Below are 26028 nucleotides of genomic sequence, written 5' to 3' on the forward strand. Positions count from 1 at the left end.
CCTCCCTCGGCAGGAACACCAGGCTCGGCCCTCACCCCGGCCCCGTACGTCCACCGCCGGGGGTGTTCGCCTCCCTCTGACGGCGGGGGCGGGTCTCGTCATCGAGGCTGACGGGCTTCCCGGGCGAGCCGGAAGGGGCGGTACGCGCCGGCGCTCGCGGCGGAGTCCGTACGCGCGCGTCTACTGCGGCAGGCGCTCCACGACATCGGCGACCACGCAACTCACGTTGTCGGGGCCGCCGGAGCCGATGGCCAGGGCGACGAGCGCGCGGACCGTCTCCTCGGGCTCACCGCCCTCCGCGAGCACCCGGCGGATCTCCCCGTCCGGCACGACGGCCGACAGCCCGTCGGAGCACAGCAGGTACCGGTCCGCCGGCCGGGCGTCGTGCAGGCGCATGTCAGGGGTGACGTCCGGGGCGTGGCCCAGGGCGCGGAGCAGCAGGGCGCGCTCGGGGTGGGAGGCGGCTTCCTCCGGGGTGAGCCGGCCTTCGTCGACCATCGACTGCACGACGGTGTGGTCGTGGGTGATCAGGAACAGCTCACCCTCGCGCAGGAGGTACGCGCGTGAGTCGCCGATGTGGACGAGGGCGAGCTGCGAGCCGGTCCAGAGCATCGCGGTGAGCGTGGTCCCGGCGTCCGCGGGCGACGAGGCGGCGACGCGGCGCACGGCGTGCTCGGCCTGTTCGATGGCGTCCTCCAGCACGTTGAGGAGACCGCCCGCCGGAATGCCGTCGGTCTCCAGCCGCCTGAGGGCGTCGACGGCGGCCGCACTCGCGGGCGCGCCCCGCACCCCGTACCCGTCGGCGACGGCGAGCAGCCGCTCCCCGGCGTAGGCCGTGTCCTGGTTGCTCTCCCGCACGAGACCGGTGTCGGACAGGGCGGCGTAACGGATTTCCAGGGGCATGGCAGGTTCCTTCCACGACAGATGGTCGACGAGGAAGGCGGCCAGCTCCCGCCGCGCGGCGGTGTCGGCCTCGACCTGCGCCCAGTACGCCCGGACCTCCGCCGCGGCGGCTCCGGCGTCCAGCGAGCAGACGTGCCGGATACGGGCCAGGGGCATCCCGAGCCGCCGCAGCCAGGCGACGAGCCGCGCCTGCTCCAGTTGCCCGGGCGCGTAGAGGCGGTAGCCGGTCACCGGGTCCACGCGGGCGGGGGTCAGCAGCCCCAGCTCGTCGTAGAGCCGCAACGCCTTGGGCGACAGCCGCGCCGCGCGCGCGAAGGCCCCGATGGTCAGCAACCCCATGCCGTCCCTCCTCATACCGGGCGGCCGCCCGGCCCGGCCGATGCTGCGGCTTCCCCCAGGGTGAAGGTCAACCGCGGCCTCTAGGCTCGTCACCAGTGAGTCCACCGGCCGGTCCCCAGGAGCCGTCATGCAGATGAAGTTGAGCGCGATCACCCTCGACTGCCCCGACCCCCCGCTGCTGGCGGCGTTCTACCAGCAGGCCACCGGCCTCGCGCTCCACCCGAAGTCGGACGCCGACTTCGCGGGTCTCACCGGGGCCGGCGAACTCGTCCTCGGCTTCCAGCGGGTCGACGGCTACCGGGCCCCGACCTGGCCCACCCAGGACGTGCCGCAGCAACTCCACCTCTGCTTCACGATCGAGGAGGACCTGGCCGAGGCCGAGGCCCGGCTCCTGTCCCTGGGCGCCGCCAAGCCGCCCGGCCAGCCGCAGGAGGACAGGTGGCGGGTCCTCACCGACCCGGCGGGGCACCCCTTCTGCATCGTCAAAGCCGCCGCCGCGTCGGAGTGAAGCGGTGAGGCTGCGCCGTCACGCATCCGGCACCTCTTGACCATCGGTGTCGTCGTCCTGGGCCGGACGAAGCCTGCGGCGGGCGGCTTCCAGCCGCTCGGCGTAGTCCGCCGCGAACATCGACGGCAGCGACTTGTCGAGGGCCCCGGCGATGCGGTGAAGGGGCGCCCAGACCGCGGCATCGTCGACGAGGCGACTGAGATCCGTCATCTGCACCCGCTCCAGCCAGTCCGACAGGACCAGCGCCTCGTCCGGGGTGAGTCTGACGACGATCTCGGGGTTCTCCACCGGTCGAACATAGTCCGTGGACGGTGCGTTGTCAGAGCCGTAGGGCACGAGGCGCGAAAACCCGGCGACGTCGGGGATCGTCCCCCGGGATACTCGTCGCCCATGGATGGGGTCAACGTCGTCGTCGCCCATTCCGAGCGCGCGACCCTGCGCGTCGGCGATGTGTTCCTGAAGGTGGATACCGATCAGGCGCGCATCGACGTGGAGGTCGAGGCGATGGCCTTGGTGCCGGTCCCCACTCCGGAGGTCCTGTGGCGCAAGCCGTCCGTGCTCGCGATCGCCGCGGTCCCGGGGACGGCGCTCGGCCGCCTCGGTGAGCCGTCGGCCGCGTCGCCGGCGGCGTGGGCCGCGGCGGGCGCCGCCATCCGGCGGTTGCACGAGGCGCCGTTGCCGCCCTGGACCGGCCGGCGCCGCCGGGATCCCGACGAGTGGGCGGCGGAACTCGACGGCGAGTGCGAACTGCTCGTGAAGAACGGCATCCTGCCCGCCGACCTGGTCACCCGCAACCGCCAGGTCGCCGAGGCCGCGCTCCAGCCGTGGACTCCGGTGTTCGCGCACGGCGACCTTCAGATCGAGCACGTCTTCGTCGACGGCGACGAGGTCACGGGCATCATCGACTGGTCCGAGGCCGGTCAGGGTAATGCCCTGTTCGACCTCGCCACCCTGACGCTCGGACACGAGGGGCACCTCGACGACGTCATCGCCGGCTACGGCAACGACGTCGACAACGACGTGATCCGCGCGTGGTGGTCGCTGCGCAGCCTGCTGGGGGTTCGCTGGCTGGCCGAGCACGGCTTCGACCCGTTCGCACCGGGCTGCGAGGTCGACGTACTGAAATCCCGGATGTGAGACTGCGCGGCCCGCTGCCATGAGCGTTGATCCCGTGGTCGCCGCGATCGGGGGACTCGCGATAGTATCGCGATATGTGGTGTGCGACACACTTGCAAGCAAGTGCTTGCAATAGTTAGCACGGGTGCGGCAGCATCGAAGTATGGGTTCGATACACGTCGGCAACCTCGGGGAGTTCCTGCGGGAGCAGCGGCGCAGTGCGCGGCTCAGTCTGCGGCAGCTTGCCGATGCCGCCGGGGTGTCGAATCCGTACCTCAGTCAGATCGAGCGCGGGCTGCGCAAGCCCAGCGCCGAGATTCTGCAGCAGCTCGCGAAGGCGCTGCGGATCTCTGCCGAGACGCTGTATGTGCAGGCGGGGATTCTGGACGAGCGCCGGGGTGACGGGGCCGACGGGATGGCGGTGCATACCGCGATACTCACCGATCCCGCGATCAGCGAGCGGCAGAAGCAGGTGCTGCTGCAGATCTACGACTCCTTCCGCAAGGAGAACGCGCGCGAGGACGCGGGCGGCGGCGTGGAGGAGGGACAAACGGAAGGGGAAGCCCCGCGGCCGGGTGGCGGGCGGGGTGAGGGCGACGCGAGGCCCGCCAGTGACCGGAGGAGAACGCCATGACCATGACCGACGACGTACGCAAGACGCTCAGCGACCCCACGCCCCTCTACGCCGTCGCGGGTACCGCCGATCTGGCGCTGGAGAAGCTGCGTGAGGTGCCCGCGCTGGTGGAGCGGCTGCGGGCCGAGGCGCCCGAGCGGCTGTCCGCGGTGCGCGAGACCGACCCGCGTGAGGTGCAGGAGCGGGTGTCGAAGCAGGCCAAGGAGGCGCAGGCGAAGGTCGCCGAGCGGCTCGGCGACCTGGACACCGACATCAAGAAGCTGCGTGAGACGGCGCAGGACCTCGCCCTTCAGGGCGTCGGTCGGGCCGCCGAGTACGCGGTGAAGGCCCGCGAGACCTACGACGAGCTGGCCGAGCGCGGCCGCGGTGCCGTCGCGGAGTGGCGCGGCGAGACCGCCGACGCGGTGCAGGTGACCACCGAGATCATCCGGCCCGGTGGCGAAAAGGCCGCCGCCGATGAGGGCGTCGCCGACAAGGGTGCCGCCGACGAGGGCGTTGCCCCCGACGAGGCTCCCGCCGCCGGCAAGCCCGCCGCGAAGAAGGCCGCTGCCAAGAAGGCCGCCCCCCGCAAGCGCGCCCCCCGGGCCAGCGCCAACGGCACCGCGAAGAAGTCCGCCGCCAAGAAGAACCCCCCCAAGGCGGACTCCTGAGCTTCGCGCCCCGGGCACCCCTCGCGTGCCCGGGGCGTTATCCGGGTACGGTGTCTGCGCCGGATCCCTGAACACTGAGTCGGACTAATAGGCGGTGGACCGCGTGCTCATCTCTGGCTTCTACTCGTTGCTCGGGCTGCTCAGCCTGGCCTTGACGGTGTTCGCCGGGGCGGCCCTGATCCTGGCGGCCCTGGCCCGCGAGGACGCGTACCGCGCCGCCGACAAGAACACCAAGCAGTTCTGGCTGATCATCCTCGGCGTCGGCTTCGCCGTGATGGTCATCTTCCCGATCATGTCGTTCCTGCCGATCATCGCGCTGATCGCCGCCATCGTCTTCATGGTGGACGTGCGGCCCGCGCTCAAGCAGGTCGGCGGCGGGCGGCGGCGCGGGGGCAGCAGCTCCGACGGGCCCTACGGCCCGTTCAACGGGCGCTGACCCGCGCGTCGGCGATCACGACATCCGGTCCCCGGGTCCGCAAGGGCCCGGGGGCCGATCCAGTAGCACCACCGCCACGTCGTCGGTGAGGTCGCCGCCGTTGAGCGCCCGCGCCTCGGTGACCGCGCCGTCCAGCAGGTCGTCGCCGGCCAGGCCCTGGTCCAGCAGCCTGCCGACCAGCGCGAGCATGCCGTCCTGGCCCAGCCGGCCGCGGCCCGGGCCCGTACGGCCCTCGATCAGGCCGTCGGTGTAGAGCATCAGGCTCCAGGCGCCGCCCAGCTCCACCTGCTGGCGCGGCCAGCGGGCGCGCGGCAGCAGGCCCAGCGCCGGACCGCCCAGCTCCTGCGGCATCAGCCGCGGCCGGCCGCCGGGGACGGCGACCAGCGGCGCCGGGTGGCCCGCCAGGTAGAGGCCGGCGCGGCGGGCGTCGGGGGAGACGTCGACGGTGCACATCGTGGCGAATATCTCGTCGTCCGCCCGCTCGTTCTCCAGCACCTGCTGGAGCGTGGCCAGCAGCTCGTCGCCGACCAGGCCGGCGAACGTCAGGGCCCGCCAGGCGATGCGCAGCTCCACCCCGAGTGCGGCCTCGTCCGGGCCGTGGCCGCAGACGTCGCCGATCATGGCGTGCACCGCGCCGTCGGGGGTGCGCACCGCGTCGTAGAAGTCGCCGCCGAGCAGCGCGCGGGTGGGGGTGGCGCCGGCGGCGGGCGGCGGCAGGCCGGGGCGGTAGCAGGCGGCGAAGCCGAGGCCGGAGCCGGCGAGCAGCGGCGTGGGCAGCAGCCCGCGCTCCAGCCGGGCGTTCTCCTGCGCCCGCAGCCGCGAGGCCGTCAGCCGGCTCTGCGCCAGGTCGGCCCGCTTGCGCTCCACCGCGTACCGGATGGCGCGGCCGAGCACCCGGCCGTCCAGCTCGCCGCGGAAGAGGTAGTCCTGCGCGCCGACGCGGACCGCCTCGGCGGCCAGCTCGACGTCGTCCTCGTCGGTGAGCGTCAGCACCGCGTGCAGCGGCGCCATGGCCAGCACCTCGTGCAGCGCCTCCAGCTCGTCGCCCTCTTCCGCCGGTTCGCCGTCCTCCGCGGTGGCCGCCTCGCCGGTCACGCTGAGGTCCAGCAGGATGCAGTGCACGTCGGGGCCGAGCAGCCGCTCCGCCTCGGTGAGGTTGCGCGCCGTACGCACCCGGATGCGCTCGCCGTGGCGGCCGGCGCCCGCCTGCTCCAGCATCCGTGCGATGCCGGGTCCGCTGCCCGGCTCCGCCTCTATCAGCAGCAGCGTCAGCGCCTCCGGCACCGCCCGCTGGCGCGCATGCGCCTGCCCGGGCACCGGGCCGTGCCCCGAGCGCTGCGCCGGCAACGGCGCGTGCGGCTGCGGCGACGGCGCGTGCGCGGCCGACGGCAGGGGGTGCCGCCGCCGCGTCGCGGCCTGCGTCTCGGCCACCCCGGCACCTGCGGCGGACTGGTCAGGTCCGCCGGACGGTCCGGAGGCCGGGGAACGCCCGGGTACGGGCATCGCTCTTCCTTCCCTCCCCCCGAGGGTGACGGCCGGGCGCGAGCGCGCTCGCGGCCGTGGACGGCGGCTCGTGCCGTTCCTCCAGCAAAACCGCCAAGGAGGGACCCTAGCGTGATCACCCGCCGGTAGGAACGGGCGACGCGGCCCGGAATGCGGCCCCTCCCCCGGTCCTTTGCCCTGCTGGGAGGGCCCGCGCCCCGCCCACCCGCCCCGAATCCGGCAGGCCGGCCACATGACGCAGATCACGCGTCGGGACGCACCACGCCCTTGATCGGCATGCTGCCCGCGCCGGCGACGGTCACCTGCCGACCGGGCCGCGGCGCGTGCACGATCGCGCCGTCGCCGACATATATGCCGACGTGGCTGGCGTCGGAGTGATAAATGATCAGGTCCCCCGGGCGCATCTCGCTCACGTCGACCCGCGCCAGCCCCGCCAACTGGGTCTGCGAGGTCCGCGGGATCCCCACCCCGGCCGCCTCCCAGGCGCGCATCGTCAGCCCCGAGCAGTCGAACGTGTCCGGCCCCTCTGCACCCCACACGTAGTCCTTGCCGAGCTGGTCCGTGGCGTACGCGATGGCCTTCCGGCCGGCGGGCGTCGCGTCGGCGTCGATCTCGTCGAGGATCCCGGAGTCCAGCCAGCGCGCCTGCGCCTCGCGGGCGCGCTGCCGCTCCAGCCGGCGCAGCCGCTCCCGCTCTTCGGCCTTGAGCTTCTTCTCCAGCTTCTTCGCCTCGGCGAGGCGCTCCTCTATCCGCTCCTTCGCCCCGGCCCTGGCCTCGCGGCTGCGTTCCAGCCGCTCGTACGTCCCGGCGGCCTTCTTCGCATAGCCGTCCAGCCGCTGCTGCGTGCCGGTCACCTCGGTGATCAGCCGCCGCTGCGCGTGCTGCCCCTTGCGGGCCAGCCGCAGGTCGTCGACGAACTCCTCCGGGTCGTCGCTGAGCAGCAACTGCGCCTCCATCGGCACCCCGCCGCCGCGATACTGCGCCCTGGCCAGCGCGCCCGCTTCGTCCTTCAGCCCGGCCAGCCGCTCGCTCGCGTCGGCCACGGCCTTGTCGAGCCGCTCGACCTCCTTGCGCTGCTTCTTCGCCTTCTCCTCCGCGTCGTTGTACGCGTCGGTGGCGGCCTCCGCCTCGCGGTACAGCCGCTCCACGCGGGCGTGCACCTCCTCGACCGTCGGCTTCGGCTCCGCCTCGGCGGCCGGCCCGGTCAGCGGCACGAGCAGCGCCAGCAGGCCGGTCACGGCCAGGACGATGCCTCTGCGCCGGCGCGCTCCCGCCGCCCGCGCCTCCCCGATTCCGCGCATGCGTCTCCCCCACTCCCCCGATCGTGGTCCGCGGGCCCCTCCTTCCAGCGGGCCCGTCCCGGGGCTCTGGCCAGCCCCGCGCGATCACATGCCTCGGATGCTGCCATATCGACCGCAACTCCCGCAGCCCTCATCCACAGACCTGTGGATAACCGGATGAGGAGTTGCAACACGGCTGCGACACGGGGTGGTTCGGGGAGGTGCGGGGGGTTCGAGTGGTTCTGGTGGTTCGGGGGGTTTCAGATGCTCCGGGGGTTCGGGGGGTTCGGGGGGTTGGGAGGCTCCGGGGTTCGGAAGTCCGGCGTCCCGGAGGTCACGGGGGTTTGGGAGGTACCAGAAGGTTCGGAAGGGGGCGGAGGAGGGTCGGAAGGCTCCGGGGTTCGGAGGTTCGGGGGCGGATGCTCCGGGGGGGTTCGCGAGACTCCGGGGGTTGCGGAAGGTTCGGAAGGTTAGGGGTTCGGGGTCGGGGGGTTCGGGAGTTCCAAGGGGTCCCGGCGGTTCCGGGAGGTCCCGGGGAGAGGCGCCGGCCTCAGCGGCAGCCGCAGCTCGCCACCGCCGCCGCCAATCGGTCCAGCGCGTCGCCCGCCCTCGTGCGGTCGGTCGCGCCCATCGTGAAGAACGCGAACGCCAGCAGCCGCCCGTCCGCGTCCACCACCGTCCCCGCCAGCGAGTTGACCCCCGTCAGCGTCCCCGTCTTCGCCCGCACCACGCCCCGCGCCGCCGCCGTGTCCCCGGCGTCCGAGCCGTCCGCGCCTGCGTCCCCGTACCGGTCCCGCAGCGTGCCGTTGAACCCCGCCACCGGCAGCCCCGTCAGCAGCGACCGCAGCTCCGGGCGGTCCGGGTCCGCCGCCGTGACCAGCAGCCGGGCCAGCAGGTCCGCCGAGACCCGGTTGTCGCGGCTGATGCCGCTGCCGTCGGCGAACCGCGTTCCGCGCACCGGCAGCCCCAGCTTCTTCAACTGCCCCGCGACCGCCTTCCCCGACCCCGCGAAGCTCGCGTCCCGCCCCGCCGCGATCGCCGTCTGCCGGGCCAGCGCCTCGCCGAGGTCGTTGTCGCTGTACGTCAGCATCCGCTCGGTCAGCTCCGCCAGCGGCGCCGAGTACGTCGCCGCCAGCTCGTCCGCCTTCTCCGGTACCCGCTCCGCCCGCGGCTCGCCCGCGACCCGTACGCCCGCCTCGCGCAGCTCCCCGGCGAAGGCGTCCGCCGCGTCCCGCGCCGGGTCGGTGCCGCGGGGCGCCGGGCCGTGCCAGGAGTCGTCGAGACGGGCCTCGTTGACCATGAGCGGGGTGACGGGGGCGATGTTCTCGTTCGGCCCGATCTCGTGCAGGACGTCACCGGCGTACGCGGTGGCGTCGTACCGTACGGCCACCTTCCGCACGCCGTCCTTCTTCAGCTTCCGCGCCGTGTCCCGCGCCAGCCCCTTCAGCCGCTTCGCGGACAGCGTGGGGTCGCCGCCGCCGACCAGGAAGACCTCCCCGCCCTCGGCGAGCGAGGCGGTCGGGATGCGGTGGTCGGGGCCGAGTGCGGCGAGTGCGGCGGCGCCGGTGGCCAGCTTGACCGTGGAGGCGGGGACGACGCCGGTGGTCTCGTGCGCGCCGTACAGCTCGCGGCCCGTGGTCACGTCCCACACGGCCGCGGTGGTCGGCGAGCCGAGCGCGGGGTTCTTCAGCAGCGGCGCCAGCTCCTTGGCGAGCCCGGCGCCGGTCGGCCGGGGCGCGGCGACGGACCTGGTGCCGTCCTGCGGGCCGATCGGGGTCAGCACCCGCGGGGCGCCCGCGCCGGCGCCTTGCAGGCCGTCTCCGGGGGCGCCTTTGCCCGGTACGCCGTCGGAGGAGCCGTGATCCGCGTCACCTGTACGGCCTCCGGCGGCGTCCGCGCGCGCGGCCGTCTGCTTCTCCGCCGTACGCTGACCCGAGTCCCAGGGCCCCGCCGCGGCGATCATGCCGGCGGCGAGGACGCCGCCCAGCGCGCCGGACGCGGCCACCAGCCGCACCGTACGCCGGGTGTGCAGGGGCTGCGCTTCCCACCGCCGGGTCCAGTGCCGTACCCAGCGGGCGGCCTTCCGCCGTGCCACCGCGACCCCGACCCTCACCAGGGACCAGCCCCTTTCGCCACCACCCCGCTGCGTGGGGGACACTTAATCATCTGAACCATGCTGATCTTGAAGGAGAGCCACCCGTGGAGTTCGACGTCACCATCGAGATCCCGAAGGGTTCGCGGAACAAGTACGAAGTCGATCACGAGACGGGCCGGATCCGCCTGGACAGGCGGCTCTTCACCTCGACCAGCTACCCGGCAGACTACGGCTTCATCGAAGGCACGCTCGGAGAGGACGGCGACCCGCTGGACGCGCTGGTCCTTCTGGACGAGCCGACGTTCCCCGGATGCCTCATCGCGTGCCGCACGATCGGCATGTTCCGCATGACCGACGAGGCCGGCGGCGACGACAAGGTGCTGTGCGTGCCGGCGCACGACCCGCGGGTGGAGCACCTGCGGGACATCCACCACGTGTCGGAGTTCGACCGGCTGGAGATCCAGCACTTCTTCGAGGTGTACAAGGACCTGGAGCCCGGCAAGTCCGTGGAAGGCGCCAGTTGGGTGGGCCGGCAGGACGCGGAGGCGGAGATCGAGGCGTCCAAGAAGCGCCTGGAGGCCTCGGGCGGCCACCACTGACAGGCGCCCCTGACGTACGTCCCACGCTGCCGGCTTCCGCGAGGAGGCCGGCAGTGTGGGTCGGCGGGGGGGCCTGTGCGGGGGTACGGCGCGGGAGGTACCGGCGCGAAGACCTCGCCGGGGTCGGGCTCCTAGAAGCCTCTGGTGCGTTTGACGCCTCGGCGGGCGGGGGCCGTTTTCTCGCCCGGGCGCTTCATGAAGAGGCGGGCCATCTCGCTGCCCAGGTTCACCCCGATCGCGATCGCCAGCGCCAGCGCGGCGGCGGTCAGCAGCGAGCGGGCGCCGGCGTTCAGGTTGTCCTGGGCGAAGCCCAGCAGGCCGAAGTACGTGGCGCTGCCCGGCAGCAGCGGGCCGATGGCGGCCGTGACGTACGGCAGCGCGGAGATGAACCGGTAGCGCGAGAAGAGCTGGCCGAAGAGGCCGACGAGGCCGGCGGCGAGCGCGGTGGCCAGCACCGGCGACTTGTTCGCCTGGTGGGCGATGACCGCGTAGATCAGCCAGGCGACGCCCCCGTTGAGGGTCACGACGATCACGGTGGAACGCTCCTGCTGGAGCAGGACCGCGAAGGCCAGCGTCAGCAGCATCGCCGCGAGCAGCGAGACGATCGGCCGCTCCTGGCGGTGCAGCGCGGCGTCCGGGCTCAGCTCGGCGCCGAGCTGGACGCCCACGTAGAGCACGATCAGGACCCCGACGACGATGCCGACGACGAGGTAGAGGACTTCGAGCAGGCGCGCGGAGGCGGTGATGTAGTAGCCGGTCAGCCCGTCCTGGACGGCGGCGACCAGGGCCCGCCCGGGGATCAGCGCGAAGAGCCCGCCGGTGATGACGGCGGAGGACTGGGCCTCGACGGCGGCGATGTTGAGCGTGACGCCGACCGCCGCCGGGGCCATCGCGGCGGCCACGAACTGGTAGAACTCCGGCAGCCCGCGCCCCGCCGCCAGCCACGCGAGCCGGTCGCCGAGCATCGCGCCGATCGCCGCCGCGCAGAACACCAGCGGCCCGCCGCCCACGAGCGTCGCCGCCGCGCCCGACAGGCCGCCGCTGGCGACGGTGAGGGCCCACTTGGAGTACGGGTGCCGGTTGCGCCGGATCTCGGCGAGGCCGCGGTACGCCTCCTCCAGGCTGACGGCGGCCGCCTCGTCGACGATGGCGTCGACGAGGCGGTAGACGGCGGAGAGCCGGTTGTAGTCGGTGCCGCGGCGGCGCACCGTGCGGCTGAGCGTCACCGGATCGTCGACCAGGGACGGCTGGTACGTGACCGTCAGGAGGGTGAACGTGACGGTCGGCTCGCAGCGGTCCAGGCCGAACGCGTGGGCGATGGCGAACATCGCGGCCTCGACGTCCTCCGCGCCCTCACCGCCGGCGAGCAGCAGTTCGCCGATGCGCAGGGTGAGGTCGAGGACGCGCGGGACCGGCAGCGCCGTCTCCTCGGTGGGCGACAGCGTCCGTTCGGGCGTGGGGCGTTCCGTCATGGGCGTACGGAGCATGACACGCATCCGGTCCTGCCACGGCGTGGATCGCGACAGTGGACCCGTAGCGGGTGGGGGTGGCGGGGCGACCCCGGCGGCGGCCGCGGGGCCGCCGCGCGGGGCCCGGAAGCCGGAGTGGCCGTCGCCGTGGTCCTCGGCGGCGTGCTCGCCGACGCCCGCGGGGCGGGCGAACTCCGAGGTCGTCTGCCCGTCTTCAGGCGGCGGGGGAAGGGGCACGCCAAAGGGCGGCGTGAACGCGCTGTGCGCCTCGTCGGACTGCGGCTTCTCCACGCCGTTATCCGGTTCGGGCTCCTGACCCACTGGACCATCACCCCCCGCGGACGTGCCGAAAGGTTTACGCCCGCGAGCATAAGTCGGCCGCATGAAGAACGCCCCCGGGGGGTCGGAAGGGTACGGAGGCACGGCGGCACATCGGATCAAGTCGTACGAACGGGGCGCCACTGGCGTGCAGCGGGGGCGCCACCAGCGTCGAGAGCGCCGTCGCCCACGCCCGCGGGCGCCGCCCACCACCCGCTTGTACGCGCCCTCAGCGCCCCAGAGCCCGGTACCGGCGCACCGCCAGCGGGAAGAACACCGCGAGCAGCACCAGCGGCCACACCACCGCCAGCAGCACCGGGTGCTGCGCCGCCCACGAGTCGCCGGTCCAGCCGGGGTTGCCGAACAGCTCGCGGATCGCGCCCGCCGTCGCCGACATCGGGTTCCACTCCGCGACGGCGCCCAGCCAGCCCGGCATCGTCTCCGGCGAGGTGAACGCGCTGGACAGGAACGCCACCGGCCACACCAGGATCTGCACGGCCTGCACCATCTCCGGCTTGCCCGCCACCAGACCGAGGAAGATCCCGGCCCACAGCATCGCGAACCGCAGGAGCAGCAGCAGCCCGAACGCGGCCAGCGCCTCCGCCCACGTACCGTGCCAGCGCCAGCCGACCGCGAGCCCCGCGCCGGCCATCGCGGCAAGGCCGGCGACCGACTCGGTCATGTCGGTGAGCGCGCGGCCGACGAGGACCGCGGACGGGGCCATCGGCATGGTCCGGAAGCGGTCGACGACGCCCTTGCCGAGGTCGGAGGTGAGGGAGACCATCGTGGCCTCAAGACCGAAGGACATGGCGAGCGCGAGCATGCCGGGCACCAGGTACTCGCGGTAGCTGCCGCCGCCGCCGACGGCCATGCCGCCGCCGAGCAGGTAGGTGAAGACCACCAGCATCATCACCGGGAAGACCAGGCTCACCACGGCCTGGCCCGGCCGGCGGGCCCAGTGCGCGAAGCCGCGGCCGGTCATCGTCAGCCCGTCGGCGACCGCCCACTTCAGCCGCGCGCCCGCGGTGCGGGCGGGCGGCGGGACGGCGAGGGTGGTGGCGGTCATACGGTGCTCCCTTCCGCTACGGCGCCCGCCGGGCCGGCGGCGCCGCCGTCCGCCCGGTCCCGGCCCGGCTGCCGGTCCTGGCCCTGGTCCTGGCCCTTGTCCCGGTCCTGATCCTCGCCCCGGTCCTGCTCCGGTCTGCGGCCGGTGAGGTGGAGGAACACCTCGTCCAGCGTCGGCCGGCGCAGCGACACGTCCTCCGCCGCCACCCCCGCCGCGCCCAGCCCCGCCACGGTCTCGGCCAGCGCCGCCATCCGGTCGGCGACCGGGGCGCTGATCCGCCGGGCGTCCGCGTCGACCTCGATGTCGTCCTCCTCGGCCCGGGCGGCCATGCCGATGACGGCCGCGGCGGCGGCGAGCCGGTCCGCGTCCCGTACGACGACGTCGATGCGGTCCCCGCCGAGCCGGGCCTTCAGCTCGTCGGCCGTGCCCTCGGCGACGACCCGGCCGTGGTCCACGACCGAGACCCGGTCGGCGAGCTGGTCGGCCTCCTCCAGGTACTGGGTGGTGAGCAGCACGGTGGTGCCGTCGCCGACGAGCGAGCGGACCGCCTGCCACACCTCCGTACGGCCGCGGGGGTCGAGGCCCGTCGTCGGCTCATCCAGGAAGAGCACCTGCGGCCGCATGAGGAGGCTCGCGGCCAGGTCGAGCCGGCGCCGCATGCCGCCGCTGTACTGCCCGACCGGCTTGTCCCCGGTGCCGTCGAGGCCGAACTGCGCCAGCAGCGCCGCCGCCCGCCGCCGGGCGCCGGCCCGGCCGAGGTGGTAGAGCCGGCCGAACAGCTCCAGGTTCTGCCGGCCGCTGAGCACCTCGTCGACGGCGGCGTGCTGGCCGAGCAGCCCGATGCGGTAGCGGACCTCGTCCGGCTCCCGCACGGGGTCGTGTCCTGCGACGCGCGCGGTGCCGGCGTCGGGGCGCAGCAGGGTGGCCAGGATCCGTACGGCCGTGGTCTTGCCCGCGCCGTTGGGGCCGAGCACGGCGTGCACCGTGCCCGCGGGGACCGCGAGGTCCAGGCCCGCCAGCGCCTCCTTCGCGGCGCCCTTCTTCCCGTAGGTCTTGCGCAGTCCTTCGGCGAGGATCGCCGTCATACGCCTCCTCCACTCCCCAGGTAGTCAAGTTTGACCACCGGGGCGAAGGTACCCCCGGTCCGACCATTAGTCAAACTTGATTAATGGCGGTCCCGAGCGCCGGGCCCCTCCGGGCTCGTGGCCACCCCGGCCCACGGATCGCCCTCGCCGGCCATCACGTACGCGCCGGCCTCCAGCCGCGTGATCAGGGCGCGGGTCCACTCGGCGCCCGCCTCGGCGGTGTGCAGCCAGAGCCGCATGATCTCGCCGATGTGGCCGTAGTCCTCGCCCTCCTGGGGCGAGTAGTGCTGGAGCACCGCGCCGCGCCACTCCTCCATCGCCGCGACCCGCTCCTTGAGCAGCGCGATGGCCTCGGCGCGCGGCAGGTCGACGAGGAAGCCGACGCCCGCCGTGAGGAAGTCGATCTTCTCGTCGTGGCGGCGCAGCGCCTCGCGCAGCAGCCGGAAGTACTCGGCGTCGCCCTCGGCCGTCATCTCGTACTCGGTACGCGGGGGGCCGCCGGCCGTGCTGGGCGCCACCTCGTGGGCGATCAGCAGCCCCTGCTTGGCCATCTGCTTGAGCGCGTGGTAGATCGAGCCCGGCTTGACGTTGGACCACTCATGGGCGCCCCAGTACTCCAGGTCGGCCCTGACCTGGTAGCCGTGCGCCCGGCCGTGCCGGCGGACGGCGCCCAGGACCAGGAGGCGAGTCGCGGACAAATGGACCCCTTGCCTTCCGCGGAGAAGTGTGTCCTCCCAGCCTAGTCAACCTTGACTAGCACAGTGAGGGGGCACCCCGCAGAGAGCAGTACAGGAGGGCGGCACAGGTGCCGGGGGGCGCCGCGGTGCGGAGGGGCGCGAGTGCCGGACGCCGGGGAGGGTGTGCGGAGGGCACGGGGCGCGGGGGCGCACGACGAAGGGCCGGGCTCCCCGCGCGGGAGCCCGGCCCTGCGCCGGTCCGGTGGCGGTACGGGTCAGTGGTGGCCGCCCGCGTACACGCTGCGACAGAAGGCCGCCATCTGCTCGTCCGACAGGGCCCTGCTCAGGTCCGCCTCGCTGATCATGCCGACGAGCCGGTGGTCCTCGATGACCGGGAGGCGGCGCACCTGGTGCTGCTCCATCGTGCGCAGCACCTCGTCGACCGGGGCGCCGGCGTCGACGTAGACCGGGCGGCCCTCCGCCAGCTCGCCGGTCATGCAGGTGGTCAGGTCGCGGCCCCTGGCGACGCACTCCACGACGATGTCGCGGTCGGTGATCATGCCGGCGAGCTTGCCGTCCTGGCCGCACACCGGCAGGCAGCCGACGTCCATGGAGCGCATCTTCGCGGCGGCGGTGGCGACGGACTCGGTCGAGTCGATGCACTCGGCGCCTTCGTGCATGAGGTCGCGGGCGATCCGGGCGGTGGTGGGAGCGGTCATCGCGGTGGGCTCCTGTTCGTGAGGCCGGGAGATCCGGTGGGGGTACGGGAAGGGGTACCGTCACCGCCATGTTCCGGGCCCCCGGCCGGGTGGGCGACATGGGCTCCGCCGAACGGGTGACCGGCACGGGAACGAAGCCGGGATCTCGTCCGCCTGCGCCGGACGAGCGAGAAGAGCGCGCGATCCACTTCAGCGTGTTGATGCTCCCCACCCAAACAGGGTGGAGATTCCTCCTGGAGCAACGCTCCAGGAGGTCTTGTGCCCTCGACCCCAGCTGCCCCGACGCAGCCACGGGGTCACCCGCCTGGCCTGGGTCAGCATCCTGTCTAGCCGGGCCGGGCGTTTGCTGATCCCCGGGCGCGCCGTGTTGTGCGCGTGCACAGCCTGGGACCTGGCCACACACTCGTGCCACACCCAACGGCAGCGGTCCCATTCGGCGAGCAGTTGGGTGCGGGCGGTTGAGGACACTCGCAGCCGGTAGGTGTACGGGGCGTGCGCGTCCTTCCCGCTCTCCTTCACCACCGGCACGACATCCCCGCGCCCCGGCTGCTCCTACCGGCGTCCATGACGAGACCGTATGTGCGACACCCGTACGCCCGGTGCGCGAAAGGGCGCCTCCCTACACCTCCCGGACGAGCCTGTGCAGCAACTCCCTTGATTCCGACTCGTCTTGGGCGGCGACGCGCAGCAGGTCCATGGCCTTCGTGTACGTCGCGACGTCCTCCGGCTTGTCCAGGTAGAGGGCGCTCGTCAGATGCTCCACGTACACGACGTCGGAGAGGTCCTCCTCCGGGAAGCTCAGGATCGTGAAGGCACCGGAGTCGGGGGTGTGGCCGTGCTGCGCCAGCGGGATGATCCGCAGCGACACGTTCGGCATCTCGGAGGCGTCGAGCAGGTGCTGCAACTGCTTGCGCATCACCTGCCTGCCGCCGTAAGGGCGGCTGAGCGCGGCCTCGTCGAGCACCGCCCTGAGCTGGGCGGGGTGCTCGGCGTACAGCCGCTTCTGCCGCTCCAGCCGGGCGCCCACGCGCTTGTCCGCCTCGGCGGGCGAGAGGGGCAGCCCGGCGGTGACGACCGCGTGCGCGTAGTCCTCGGTCTGCAGCAGGCCGTGTACGAACTGGACCTCGTACACGTCGATACCGGCGGCGGCCGACTCCAGTCCCACATAGGTGGGGAACCAGCCCGGCAGCACGTCGCTGTAGCTGTGCCACCACCCGGCGGTGTTCGCCTCGCTGACGAGGCCGACGAGGGCGTCGCGCTCGGTCTGATCGGTCACGCCGTACAGCGTGAGCAGGTCCTCCACGTCTCGGCTCTTGAAACTCACCCGGCCCAGCTCCATCCGGCTGATCTTGGATTCCGAGGCCCTGATCGCGTATCCGGCGGCGTCGCGCGAGATCCCCTGTTCTTCCCGCAACCGTCTGAGCTGGGAGCCCAGCAGGATACGGCGCACGACCGATCCGCTTGATCCGTCCACGGCCATCGGAGCCCTCCACCCACCTCGGCGACATGGCACTTACAAAGGACATGGCACTACAGCGCGCCCCCGGCGCCACCGGCCCATACTGCCACCACTCCGTATCATTGCGTGCCCGAACGGTTACCCAACCGAGAAAATCTTGCCGGGCAATGCCCATGAACCGGTAAGTTGCTAGACATTCCTCGCGCGTGCACGTGCATCTGCCCTTGCATCTGCCAAAGGCATTCGGAAGCATGGGCATCCGCACGGTGACGACAGACACGCACGCGACTGGGGAGTGCCGCGCATGGGGACCGAAGCAGCAGCCGTGCTCCCGCCCTTATGGCGAGGGCTGCCCCCGCTGGACTCCGGCGCCGTCGACGGTGCCGCCTCCTGTGCGATATCCGGCAGCCACGAGTCGGTCAGCGGCGCGCGCGCCTTTACGCACACCACGTTGCGGCACTGGGAGCTGACCGACCTCAGCGACGACGTCGCCCTGGTCGTCTCCGAGCTGGTCACCAACGCGCTCCGGCACGCCCTGACCGGCTGCAACGGGCAGGACCCGGCGGTGCGGCTGCACCTGATCCGCTGGGCGTCCCGGCTGGTGTGCGCCGTACGCGACCCGAGCACCGCGAGTCCGGTGGCCGGGGTGGCCGACGTGGGCGCCGAGTCGGGGCGCGGGCTCTATCTGGTCGACTCCTTCAGCGACAGTTGGGGCTGGCACCCGCTGGACGGCTCGCTGCGCGGCAAGGTGGTGTGGGCCGTGTTCCACCTGCCGTCGCCGGCGGCGGGCTGACGGCCCGCAGGCGACCTCCCCGTACGGCACCCGCACCCGACCCGCCGCGGACCCCTGCCCACCCCTGAGCCCCGTGTACGGACGGACGCGGCGCGCTGTCGCGTGGCCAGCGTGCGCGGCGTACGCGCGGCGGCGCCGCCAACGCCAGGGACCCGGGCGGGCTCACGGGCGTGCCGGAGGCGGAACTGCCGTGCGGCGACGGCTCTTCGCCACGCCCTGGATACCGGGTGATTCAGGCTCCGGGACCGTTCGCGGACGGAAAGGAAGCGATCGCATTCTGTGCGGATCGACGGACGTGCCGCGATCAATGCCTACGTGGGCGATATCTCAGCCGGGATCCGGATGAGGGCCGGCCGCGGTGTCACGCCGCCGATGGCGGAAGCGGGCGGTGCAGCCGGGAATAGGGGGGTGTCAGTCAACTATGAGATGGTCGAACTCTCCGTCCTTGACGCCCAGCAGCATCGCCTCTACCTCGGCTCGGGTGTAGACGAGGGCGGGTCCTTCGGGAAATCGGGAATTGCGAACGGCTATCTCGCCGCCGGGAAGCCTGGCGAACTCCACACAGGAACCCTGCGAGTTGCTGTGCCGGCTCTTCTGCCAGGCGGCGCCGTGAAGATCTCTGGCCGCAATGCCGTTGTATGCGTGGGCCACAGCGCTTCTCCAAGGTGGTTGCCAGTGTCAACTGTCGGGGATCATAGCTGTGTTGGCGGCTAGGTGCACGCGCAAATGCACGTGCACACAGCGTGCGCGCTTGATTCCGATCAGGCACCACCAAGGTCATCCCCCGGGGGTTCAACGCACAAGGCGGTACCGAATAGTTCCCGGCGCGGCCACATTCACGGCCGGATGCTGCTCACCACGTTCGCCGTGGCCTCCAGACCGGACTGGATCGTGGGGGCCACGGTGGTGCCGGACAGATAGAAGCCGAGGAGCACGCAGACCACCGCGTGCGAGGCCTTCAGCGAACCGCTGCGCAGAAACACCACGGCCAGCACCAAGAGCAGCAGCACGACCGACACCGACACGGCCATCTGATCACCGGTCCCCTGGTTCGCCGTCCACATACGTGGCAGTCTGTCCCACCTGTACCCCCCGTTCCACGCGAGCCGTGCCCGCCATCCGGGTGATAGGAGGGCCGTCCGGGGCGGGCGGGCGCGCGTCGCGCGCCGTCGGGTGGTGGGCGCGCCCCCGGCCCGTAAGACTTGGCCGTACCGCCTACCGCCCCCTTCGTCGATGGGACGACGATGAAGAAGCAGGAGCTGGCCGACCTCGACGCCCACTGGCGCGCCCTCAACTACCTGGCCGCGGGCCAGATCTACCTCACCCGCAACCCGCTGCTCACCGAGCCGCTGACGCCCGCCGACATCAAGCCGCGGCTGCTGGGCCACTGGGGCACCTGCCCGGGCCTCAACCTCGTCTACACGCACCTCAACCGCGTCATCGGCGCCCGCGACCTCGACGCCGTCTGCGTCTGGGGCCCGGGACACGGCGGCCCCGCCGTCTACGCCGGCGCGTGGCTCGACGGCTCGTACGGGGAGGTGCACCCCGACGTCTCGCGCGACGCCGCCGGGATGGCGCGGCTGTTCCGGCAGTTCTCGTTCCCCGGCGGCACGCCGAGCCACGTAGCGCCCGTGATCCCCGGTTCCTTCCACGAGGGCGGCGAGCTGGGCTACTCCCTCGCGCACGCCTACGGCGCCGCCTTCGACAACCCCGGGCTCGTCGCGGCCTGCGTCATCGGCGACGGCGAGGCGGAGACCGGGCCGCTCGCCGGGTCGTGGCACGCGAACAAGTTCCTCGACCCCGCGTACGACGGCGCCGTGCTGCCCATCCTGCACCTCAACGGCTACAAGATCGCCGGCCCCACCGTGCTCTCCCGCATCCCGCAGCGCGAGCTGGACGAGCTGCTGCGCGGCTACGGCCACGAGCCGCTGCACGTGAGCGGCGGCTCCTCTCCCAAGGACACAGCGCGCGTCCACCGCGACATGGCCGACGCGATGGACACGGCGCTCGACCGGATCGCCGAGTTCCAGCAGACCGCCCGCGCCCGCGGCGGCCTGCGCGGGCGCCCCCGCTGGCCGGCGATCGTGCTGCGCACCCCCAAGGGCTGGACAGGACCCGAGGCCGTCGACGGCACGCCGGTCGAGGGCACCTGGCGCGCGCACCAGGTGCCGCTGCCCGAGGTGCGCGAGAACCCCGCGCACCTGGCGGAACTGGAGCGGTGGCTGCGCAGTTACGAACCGGAGAAGCTCTTCGGCGCCGACGGCCGGCCGCTCCCGCAGGTGCTCGCCTGCGTGCCGCACGGCGACCGGCGCCTCGGCGCCAACCCGCACGCCAACGGCGGCCGGCTGCTGCGCGAGCTGCCGCTGCCGGGGCCCGAGACGTACGCCGTCGCCGTCGACCGGCCCGGCGGCCGGATGCACGAGCCGACCCGGGTGCTCGGCGCCATGCTGCGGCAGGTGATGGCGGACACCGCGGAGCGCCGCGACTTCCGCGTCTTCGGCCCGGACGAGACCGCGTCCAACAGGCTCCAGGAGCTGTTCGAGGTCACGGACCGGGCGTGGCAGGCGGAGACGGAGCGGACCGACGAGCACCACGGGCCGCACGGCCGGGTCATGGAGGTGCTCTCCGAGCACCTGTGCCAGGGCTGGCTCGAGGGGTACGTCCTCACCGGCAGGCACGGGCTGTTCTCGTCGTACGAGGCGTTCGCGCACATCGTCGCGAGCATGGCCGCGCAGCACATCAAGTGGATCCAGACCGCGCACGAGGAGCCCTGGCGGGCGCCGGTCGCCGGGCTCAACTACCTGCTCACCTCGCACGTCTGGCGGCAGGACCACAACGGCTTCAGCCACCAGGACCCCGGCTTCGTCGATGACATCCTCAACAAGAGCCCCGGCGTCGTACGGGTCTACCTGCCGCCGGACGCCAACACCCTGCTGTGCGTGGCCGACCACGTGCTGCGCACCCGCGACGTCGTCAACGTCGTCGTCGCCGGCAAGCAGCCGTCGTTCGACTGGCTGACGCTGGAGCAGGCCCGCGCCCACTGCCTGCGCGGCGTCGGCATCTGGGAGTGGGCCGGCACCGAACGCCCCGGCGAGGCGCCGGACGTGGTGCTGGCGTGCGCCGGGGACGTGCCGACGCAGGAGGTGCTGGCCGCGGCATCGCTGCTGCGCGAGCATCTGCCGGAGGTGGCGGTACGGATCGTCAACGTCGTCGACATCGCCCGGCTGATGCCGCACGAGGACCATCCGCACGGGATGACGGGCCGGGAGTTCGACTCGGTGTTCACCCGCGACACCCCGGTCATCTTCGCGTACCACGGCTATCCGTGGCTGATCCACCGGCTCGCCTACCGGCACGCGGGACACGACCAGTTGCACGTCCGCGGCTACAAGGAGATGGGCACCACGACCACGCCCTTCGACATGGTCGTACGCAACGACCTCGACCGCTACCGGCTGGTGATGGACGTCATCGACCGCGTCCCGGGCCTGGCCGTGCGGGCGGCGGCGGTGCGGCAGCGGATGGAGGACGTACGCGGCAGGCACCACTCCTGGATCCGCGAGCACGGCACGGACCTGCCGGAGGTGGCGGACTGGACGTGGCCGGGCTGAGCCGGGCCGCGGTGGTCCCGAGGGCGGCTCCCGGCCGGGGCGGCGGTTGCCGCCGGACCGGCCGGGAGCCGTCGCGCCTCGGTCAGTTGGCGCCGATCTGCACGTCCTCCAGGATGCCGAGCGCGTCCGGGACGAGCACCGCCGCGGAGAAGTAGGTGCTCACCAGGTACGAGATGATCGCCTTGTCGCTGATCCCCATGAACCGGACGTTCATCCCCGGACGGATCTCGTCCGGCAGCCCCGTCTGGTGCAGCCCCACCACGCCCTGGTCCGCCTCGCCGAGCCGCATCGCGATCACCGAGCTGGTCCCCTCCTGGGTGACCGGGATCTTGTTGCAGGGCAGCAGCGGGATGCCGCGCCAGTTGTTGACCTCGCTGCCCAGGTACTCCGTGCGCGGCGGGTAGATGCCCCGCTTGTTCCACTCCCGGCCGATGGCCGCGATCGCCCGCGGGTGGGCCAGCAGCACGTGCGTCTGCCGGCGGCGGGAGATCAGCTCGTCCAGGTCGTCGGGCGTGGGCGGACCCGAGCGGGGGTGGATGCGCTGCTTGAGGTCGGCGTTGTGCAGCAGGCCGAAGGAGCGGTTGTTGATCAGCTCGTGCTCCTGGCGCTCGCGCAGCGCCTCGACGGTCAGCCTCAGTTGCTGCTCGACCTGGTTCATCGGGTCGTTGTAGAGATCGGCGACCCGGCTGTGGACGCGCAGCACGGTCTGCGCGACCTCCAGCTCGTACTCCCTGGGCGTCAGCTCGTAGTCCACGAACGTGCCCGGCAGCTCCGCCTCGCCGTGGTGGCCCGAGGCCAGCTCGATCTCGGCCTCGCCCTTGCTGTTCTGCCGCTGCTGCGGGATGGCGCCGAACGCCGCCAGGTGCTCGCGCAGCCCCGCCGCCTGTGCCAGCAGCTCGTCGAGCGCGGAGCGGGCGAGGACGAGCACCGTGCCGCGGGTCTGGGCCCGCACCGTGAACGGCCAGGTCCCGTCGGCTTCGAGGAGCACCTCCCCGCCGACGTAGTCGCCGTCGGCGAGGAGGCCGAGGACGGTCTCGTCCCCGTACTTCCCGGTGCCGACCCGCTCCAGCCGCCCGTGCGCGATCAGCACCACCTGGTCCGCCACCGCCCCCGCGGACACGACCGCGTCCCCCGGCGCGACCTCCCGCTGCTCGAACCGGTCGGCCAGCGCCGACAGCACCTCCTCGTCCTCGTACGCGCGCAACTGCGGCAGCTCGCGCAGCTCCTGCGGGATGACGCGCACCTCGTCGCCGACCGAGGTGAACTCGACCTGTCCGTCGCCGAGCGTGTGGGTGAGGCGCCGGTTCACCCGGTACGCACCACCCTTGACCTCCGTCCACGGCAGCGCCTTGAGCAGCCAGCGGGAGGAGATCCCCTGCATCTGCGGGGGCGTCTTGGTGGTGGTCGTGAGGTTCCGCGCGGCGGCGGTGTCGAGGCTGAGCCGGGCGGGGAGTTCGACGGACGCGGACGTTTCTTCTGGCGAGGTCGTCATGCCACCGAAGCTAGGCTTCGGCGCAAAGCGGCAGCAATCGCTCGAAAGAGTAGGAATATCTGTCTTGATTCCTGGATAGGGCTGGCTCTTACCGAAGTATGACGGTGGGCGTGGCAGTCGCCGCCCTCCGCCGCCGGCGATCCTAGGCTCGCAGGCATGCGCGTACTCGTCACCGGCGGCGCCGGGTTCATCGGATCGCACGTGGTCTCCGCCCTCGCCGAGCGGGGGCACGAGGCGGTGGTGCTGGACGTACGGGATGGGGGGCCGCCCGGTCGTACGTGCGACACGTACCTCCAAGGCGACGTGCGGGACCGCGACGCCGTCGCGGCGGCGCTCGCCGGCGCGGACGCCGTCTGCCACCAGGCCGCGATGGTCGGCCTCACCGAGGACTTCGCCGACGCGCCCGCGTACGTCGGCGTCAACGACCTCGGCACCGCCGTGCTCCTCGCCGCCATGGCCGACGCGGGGGTGCGGCGGCTGGTGCTGGCGGGGTCGATGGTCGTGTACGGGGAAGGGCGCTACGACTGCGCCGCGCACGGCGCCGTACGGCCGCGGCCGCGGGCGGCGGCGGACCTCGCGGGCGGGCGCTTCGAGCCGCGGTGCCCGCGCTGCGGCGCGGAGTTGGCGCCGGGTCTGGTGGCGGAGGACGCGCCGGTGGACCCCCGGAGCGTGTACGCGGCGACGAAGCTGGCGCAGGAACACGTCGCGGGCGTGTGGGCGCGCGTCACCGGCGCGCGTGCGGTGTCTCTGCGCTACCACAACGTCTACGGCCCGGGGATGCCCCGCGACACCCCGTACGCGGGCGTCGCCTCCTTCTTCCGCTCGGCGCTGGCGCGGGGCGAGGCGCCGCGGGTGTACGAGGACGGGGCGCAGCGGCGGGACTTCGTCCACGTACGGGACGTCGCGGAGGCCAACGTCCGGGCGCTGGAGGCGGTGTACGGGGACGAGGACGTCGCGGCGGGGACGCTCACGGCGTACAACACGGGCAGCGGGGACATGCACACCGTCGGCGAGCTGGCGACGGCGCTGGCCGCGGCGTACGGCGGTCCCGCGCCGCGGGTCACGGGCGAGTACCGGCTGGGGGACGTACGGCACATCACGGCGGACTCGGCGCGGCTGCGGGCGGAGCTGGGGTGGCGGCCGGCGGTGGGGTTCGCGGAGGGCGTGACGGAGTTCGCGAAGTCGCCGCTGGGCGCGGCGCCCTGAGGCGTCGGCCGCCGGCCGCCGGGGGACCGCGAAGCGTCAGCCGGTGGCCGCTGGGAGGGTGACCTCGAAGCGGCAGCCGCCCGGCACGTTGCGTACCTCCGCGCGCCCGCGGTGCGCCTCGACGATCCCCCGCACGATCGCGAGCCCCAGCCCGGCCCCCGCGGGCGGCACCGGCGTACGGGCGTGGTTGCCCCGCCACCCGGTGTCGAAGACCCGCGCCAGGTCCTCCTCCGGGATCCCGCCGCACTGGTCGGTGACCGAGACGACGACCGCCGCGCCCTCCCGTTCCCGGACCGTGACGGTGACCGCGACCGTGCCGTCCGCGGGGGTGCGGCGGATGGCGTTGACGAGGAGGTTGCCCAATACCCGGGTCATCTCCTTGCCGTCGACCTCCACCGGCACCGCCGCCGCCGGCTCCGGCTCCGGCGGCTCGCCGACGAGCCGTACGCCGCGCTCACGCGCCAGCGGATCCGCGCCCGCGAGCGCGTCGCCGACGAGGTCGTAGACCGACATCCGGGTCGGCGCGAGCGCGAGGGCGCCCGCGTGGATGCGGGAGAGTTCGAAGAGGTCGCCGACCATGGCGTCGAGGCGCTCGGTCTCGGCGCGGATCTGCCGGTGGTAGCGCCCGGGATCGGCGGCCATGCCGTCCTCCAGCGCCTCCGCCATGGCGCGCAGCCCGGCCAGGGGCGTACGCAGATCGTGCGAGATCCACGCGACCAGCTCGCGCCGGGAGGCATCCAGCGCCCGCTCGCGCTGCCGCGACTGCGCCAGCCGCTCGGCGGTCGCCGCCAGCTCCCGGCTCAATGCGGCCAGCTCGGCGGTCGCGCCGCCCGCGGGGGGCGCGAAGGAGCCGCCCGTGTCGAAGGCGTGGCCGAACGAGCGGGTCGCGGCGGCCAGGGCGTTGCTGCGGGCGACGACCCAGCGGCCGAGCAGCACGGCGGTGGCGAGGGCGACGACGGCGGCCATGAGGCAGACGATGCTGACGACGGTGAGGTCGTGCCCGGAGAGGAACATCTCCCGGGCGACGGCGAGGGTGCCGAGGAGCATGGCGGTGACGGCGGTCGCGGCGACGACGGAGACGGAGACGACGAGGGAGCGGTTGCGCAGCAGGCGCAGGGCGACGGCGCCGAGGAGGCCGGCGACGGCGGCGCCGAGGAAGGCGAAGGCGGCCATGAGGAGGATGTCGTTCACGGGCGGCCTCCCGGGGGACCGGTCTCGGGCGCGGCGCCGGTGCGGGTGGCGGGGCCGGGCTCGTGCTCCGGGGTCTTCTCGCCGTCGTACGTCCCGTCCCGTACCGCGGTGTCGAAGCGGTAGCCGACGCCCCAGACCGTGGTGATCAGCCGGGGCCTGGCCGGGTCGTCCTCGACCTTGCCGCGCAGCCGCCGTATGTGCACGGTCACCGTCGACAGGTCGCCGAACTCCCAGCCCCACACCTCCCGCATCAGCTCCTCCCGCCCGAACACCCGCCCCGGGTGCCGCAGGAAGTGCGCGAGCAGGTCGAACTCCCGCAGGGTCAGCGCCAGCTCGGCCCCGTGCTTGGCGGCCCGGCGCGCCGCGGGGTCCAAGGTGAGCCCGGCGCCGCTCAGTTCGCCGCCGCGGGGCGCCGCGGCGCGGCTGCGGCGGAGCACGGACTCCACGCGCAGCACCAGCTCGCGGGGGCTGAAGGGCTTGGTGACGTAGTCGTCGGCGCCGAGTTCGAGGCCGAGGATGCGGTCGTCCTCGTCGCCGCGGGCGGTGAGCATGATCACCGGTATGGGTCCTGTGGCGCGCAGCTTCGCGCAGACCTCCAGGCCGTCCATGCCGGGCAGCATCAGGTCGAGCACGACGAGGTCGGGGCGCGCGGAGGCGGCGGCGGCCAGCGCCTGCGGGCCGTCCTCCACGCGCTCGACGGCGTAGCCGGCGCGGTCGAGGTAGCCGGCGACGACCTCGGCGACGGTGGGGTCGTCGTCGACGACGAGCACGCGGGCCCGGCCGTCCGGCGGCCGGGTCATGGTGGGCGGGACGAGGTCCATAGCGCCAGCGTGCCACGGCCGGGTGACGGATGGGCGCGGGCCGAACGGACGGCGGCGG

General features: G+C 73.2%; 25 protein-coding genes and 1 pseudogene. 9 read left to right on the forward strand and 17 right to left on the reverse strand.

Translation table 11 applies throughout. The features are described 5' to 3' along the window. Positions 1-180: 180 nt before the first annotated feature. Entirely contained in the window at positions 181-1242 is a 1062-nt protein-coding gene (locus tag OG946_RS15280) for a MerR family transcriptional regulator (RefSeq protein WP_326796665.1), read from the reverse strand. Between the two features lie 133 nt (positions 1243-1375). Between OG946_RS15280 and OG946_RS15285 the strand changes: the two genes are divergently transcribed. Next, entirely contained in the window at positions 1376-1750 is a 375-nt protein-coding gene (locus tag OG946_RS15285) for a VOC family protein (RefSeq protein ID WP_326800260.1), read from the forward strand. Positions 1751-1768: 18 nt separating this feature from the next. On the opposite strand, the gene OG946_RS15290 is transcribed toward OG946_RS15285, so the two are convergent. Next, entirely contained in the window at positions 1769-2038 is a 270-nt protein-coding gene (locus tag OG946_RS15290) for a hypothetical protein (protein WP_326796666.1), read from the reverse strand. 102 nt (positions 2039-2140) lie between these two features. Between OG946_RS15290 and OG946_RS15295 the strand changes: the two genes are divergently transcribed. From OG946_RS15295 to OG946_RS15310, 4 genes are all read left to right on the forward strand, one after another. Then, positions 2141-2887: a phosphotransferase family protein gene (locus tag OG946_RS15295; RefSeq protein ID WP_326796667.1), complete on the forward strand. Its 747-nt coding sequence runs from the start codon at positions 2141-2143 to the stop codon at positions 2885-2887. A gap of 142 nt (positions 2888-3029) precedes the next feature. After that, positions 3030-3500, forward strand: coding sequence for a helix-turn-helix domain-containing protein (locus tag OG946_RS15300; RefSeq protein WP_326796668.1), 471 nt, complete (start codon positions 3030-3032; stop codon positions 3498-3500). Continuing rightward, positions 3497-4150, forward strand: coding sequence for a hypothetical protein (locus OG946_RS15305; protein ID WP_326796669.1), 654 nt, complete (start codon positions 3497-3499; stop codon positions 4148-4150). Before OG946_RS15300 ends, OG946_RS15305 begins: the two co-directional genes overlap by 4 nt. A gap of 103 nt (positions 4151-4253) precedes the next feature. Then, on the forward strand, positions 4254-4586 hold the full coding sequence (locus OG946_RS15310) for a DUF2516 family protein (protein ID WP_047020032.1): 333 nt from the start codon (positions 4254-4256) through the stop codon (positions 4584-4586). 15 nt (positions 4587-4601) lie between these two features. Here the strand turns inward: OG946_RS15310 and OG946_RS15315 are convergent, their stop codons facing one another. The 3 genes from OG946_RS15315 to dacB all read right to left on the reverse strand — a co-directional run bounded on the left by OG946_RS15315 (position 4602) and on the right by dacB (position 9482). Continuing rightward, a complete protein-coding gene (locus tag OG946_RS15315; RefSeq protein WP_442814373.1) occupies positions 4602-6089 on the reverse strand; it encodes a PP2C family protein-serine/threonine phosphatase in 1488 nt (495 codons plus the stop codon). Between the two features lie 242 nt (positions 6090-6331). Then, complete coding sequence (locus OG946_RS15320; RefSeq protein WP_326796671.1) at positions 6332-7390, reverse strand: NlpC/P60 family protein; 1059 nt, start codon at positions 7388-7390, stop codon at positions 6332-6334. Positions 7391-7919: 529 nt separating this feature from the next. Beyond that, positions 7920-9482 (reverse strand): D-alanyl-D-alanine carboxypeptidase/D-alanyl-D-alanine endopeptidase, encoded by a 1563-nt coding sequence (dacB, locus tag OG946_RS15325; protein WP_326796672.1) that lies wholly within the window; start codon positions 9480-9482, stop codon positions 7920-7922. An 86-nt stretch (positions 9483-9568) separates the two neighbouring features. On the opposite strand from dacB, the gene OG946_RS15330 reads away from it, so the two are divergent. Further along, positions 9569-10063, forward strand: a complete 495-nt coding sequence (locus OG946_RS15330; protein ID WP_047016456.1) for an inorganic diphosphatase — start codon at positions 9569-9571, stop codon at positions 10061-10063. Between the two features lie 131 nt (positions 10064-10194). Here the strand turns inward: OG946_RS15330 and OG946_RS15335 are convergent, their stop codons facing one another. The 7 genes and pseudogenes from OG946_RS15335 to OG946_RS15365 all read right to left on the reverse strand — a co-directional run bounded on the left by OG946_RS15335 (position 10195) and on the right by OG946_RS15365 (position 16877). After that, positions 10195-11853 (reverse strand): threonine/serine ThrE exporter family protein, encoded by a 1659-nt coding sequence (locus OG946_RS15335; protein ID WP_326796673.1) that lies wholly within the window; start codon positions 11851-11853, stop codon positions 10195-10197. Positions 11854-12079: 226 nt separating this feature from the next. Continuing rightward, positions 12080-12916, reverse strand: a complete 837-nt coding sequence (locus tag OG946_RS15340; RefSeq protein ID WP_326796674.1) for an ABC transporter permease — start codon at positions 12914-12916, stop codon at positions 12080-12082. Then, complete coding sequence (locus tag OG946_RS15345) at positions 12913-14001, reverse strand: ATP-binding cassette domain-containing protein (RefSeq protein WP_326796675.1); 1089 nt, start codon at positions 13999-14001, stop codon at positions 12913-12915. Before OG946_RS15345 ends, OG946_RS15340 begins: the two co-directional genes overlap by 4 nt. 80 nt (positions 14002-14081) lie before the next feature. Then, positions 14082-14699 (reverse strand): PadR family transcriptional regulator, encoded by a 618-nt coding sequence (locus tag OG946_RS15350; RefSeq protein ID WP_326796676.1) that lies wholly within the window; start codon positions 14697-14699, stop codon positions 14082-14084. 254 nt (positions 14700-14953) lie between these two features. Continuing rightward, entirely contained in the window at positions 14954-15397 is a 444-nt protein-coding gene (locus tag OG946_RS15355; protein WP_326796677.1) for a CBS domain-containing protein, read from the reverse strand. 273 nt (positions 15398-15670) lie between these two features. Next, positions 15671-15925, reverse strand: a pseudogene (locus OG946_RS15360) (RNA-guided endonuclease TnpB family protein); the annotation flags it as partial. Between the two features lie 91 nt (positions 15926-16016). Beyond that, positions 16017-16877, reverse strand: coding sequence for a helix-turn-helix domain-containing protein (locus OG946_RS15365; RefSeq protein WP_326796678.1), 861 nt, complete (start codon positions 16875-16877; stop codon positions 16017-16019). Between the two features lie 283 nt (positions 16878-17160). Here OG946_RS15365 and OG946_RS15370 point away from each other — a divergent pair, with 283 nt between their 5' ends. After that, entirely contained in the window at positions 17161-17649 is a 489-nt protein-coding gene (locus OG946_RS15370; protein WP_326796679.1) for an ATP-binding protein, read from the forward strand. Positions 17650-18060: 411 nt separating this feature from the next. On the opposite strand, the gene OG946_RS15375 is transcribed toward OG946_RS15370, so the two are convergent. Together OG946_RS15375 and OG946_RS15380 are read right to left on the reverse strand one after the other, a co-directional pair. Continuing rightward, entirely contained in the window at positions 18061-18300 is a 240-nt protein-coding gene (locus OG946_RS15375; protein ID WP_018835984.1) for a DUF397 domain-containing protein, read from the reverse strand. A gap of 185 nt (positions 18301-18485) precedes the next feature. Next, a complete protein-coding gene (locus OG946_RS15380) occupies positions 18486-18680 on the reverse strand; it encodes a hypothetical protein (RefSeq protein ID WP_326800261.1) in 195 nt (64 codons plus the stop codon). A 171-nt stretch (positions 18681-18851) separates the two neighbouring features. Between OG946_RS15380 and OG946_RS15385 the strand changes: the two genes are divergently transcribed. Then, complete coding sequence (locus OG946_RS15385) at positions 18852-21260, forward strand: phosphoketolase family protein (RefSeq protein WP_326796680.1); 2409 nt, start codon at positions 18852-18854, stop codon at positions 21258-21260. Positions 21261-21342: 82 nt separating this feature from the next. On the opposite strand, the gene OG946_RS15390 is transcribed toward OG946_RS15385, so the two are convergent. After that, complete coding sequence (locus tag OG946_RS15390) at positions 21343-22752, reverse strand: family 2B encapsulin nanocompartment shell protein (RefSeq protein WP_326796681.1); 1410 nt, start codon at positions 22750-22752, stop codon at positions 21343-21345. Positions 22753-22908: 156 nt separating this feature from the next. Between OG946_RS15390 and OG946_RS15395 the strand changes: the two genes are divergently transcribed. Then, a complete protein-coding gene (locus OG946_RS15395; RefSeq protein WP_326796682.1) occupies positions 22909-23958 on the forward strand; it encodes an NAD-dependent epimerase/dehydratase family protein in 1050 nt (349 codons plus the stop codon). 36 nt (positions 23959-23994) lie between these two features. On the opposite strand, the gene OG946_RS15400 is transcribed toward OG946_RS15395, so the two are convergent. Both OG946_RS15400 and OG946_RS15405 read right to left on the reverse strand, forming a co-directional pair. Beyond that, positions 23995-25149, reverse strand: a complete 1155-nt coding sequence (locus tag OG946_RS15400; RefSeq protein WP_326796683.1) for a sensor histidine kinase — start codon at positions 25147-25149, stop codon at positions 23995-23997. Next, on the reverse strand, positions 25146-25970 hold the full coding sequence (locus OG946_RS15405; protein WP_326796684.1) for a response regulator transcription factor: 825 nt from the start codon (positions 25968-25970) through the stop codon (positions 25146-25148). Before OG946_RS15405 ends, OG946_RS15400 begins: the two co-directional genes overlap by 4 nt. Positions 25971-26028 lie beyond the last annotated feature (58 nt).

Source organism: Streptomyces sp. NBC_01808, from assembly GCF_035917395.1.
In the GTDB taxonomy this organism is placed as follows: Bacteria; Actinomycetota; Actinomycetes; order Streptomycetales; family Streptomycetaceae; genus Streptomyces.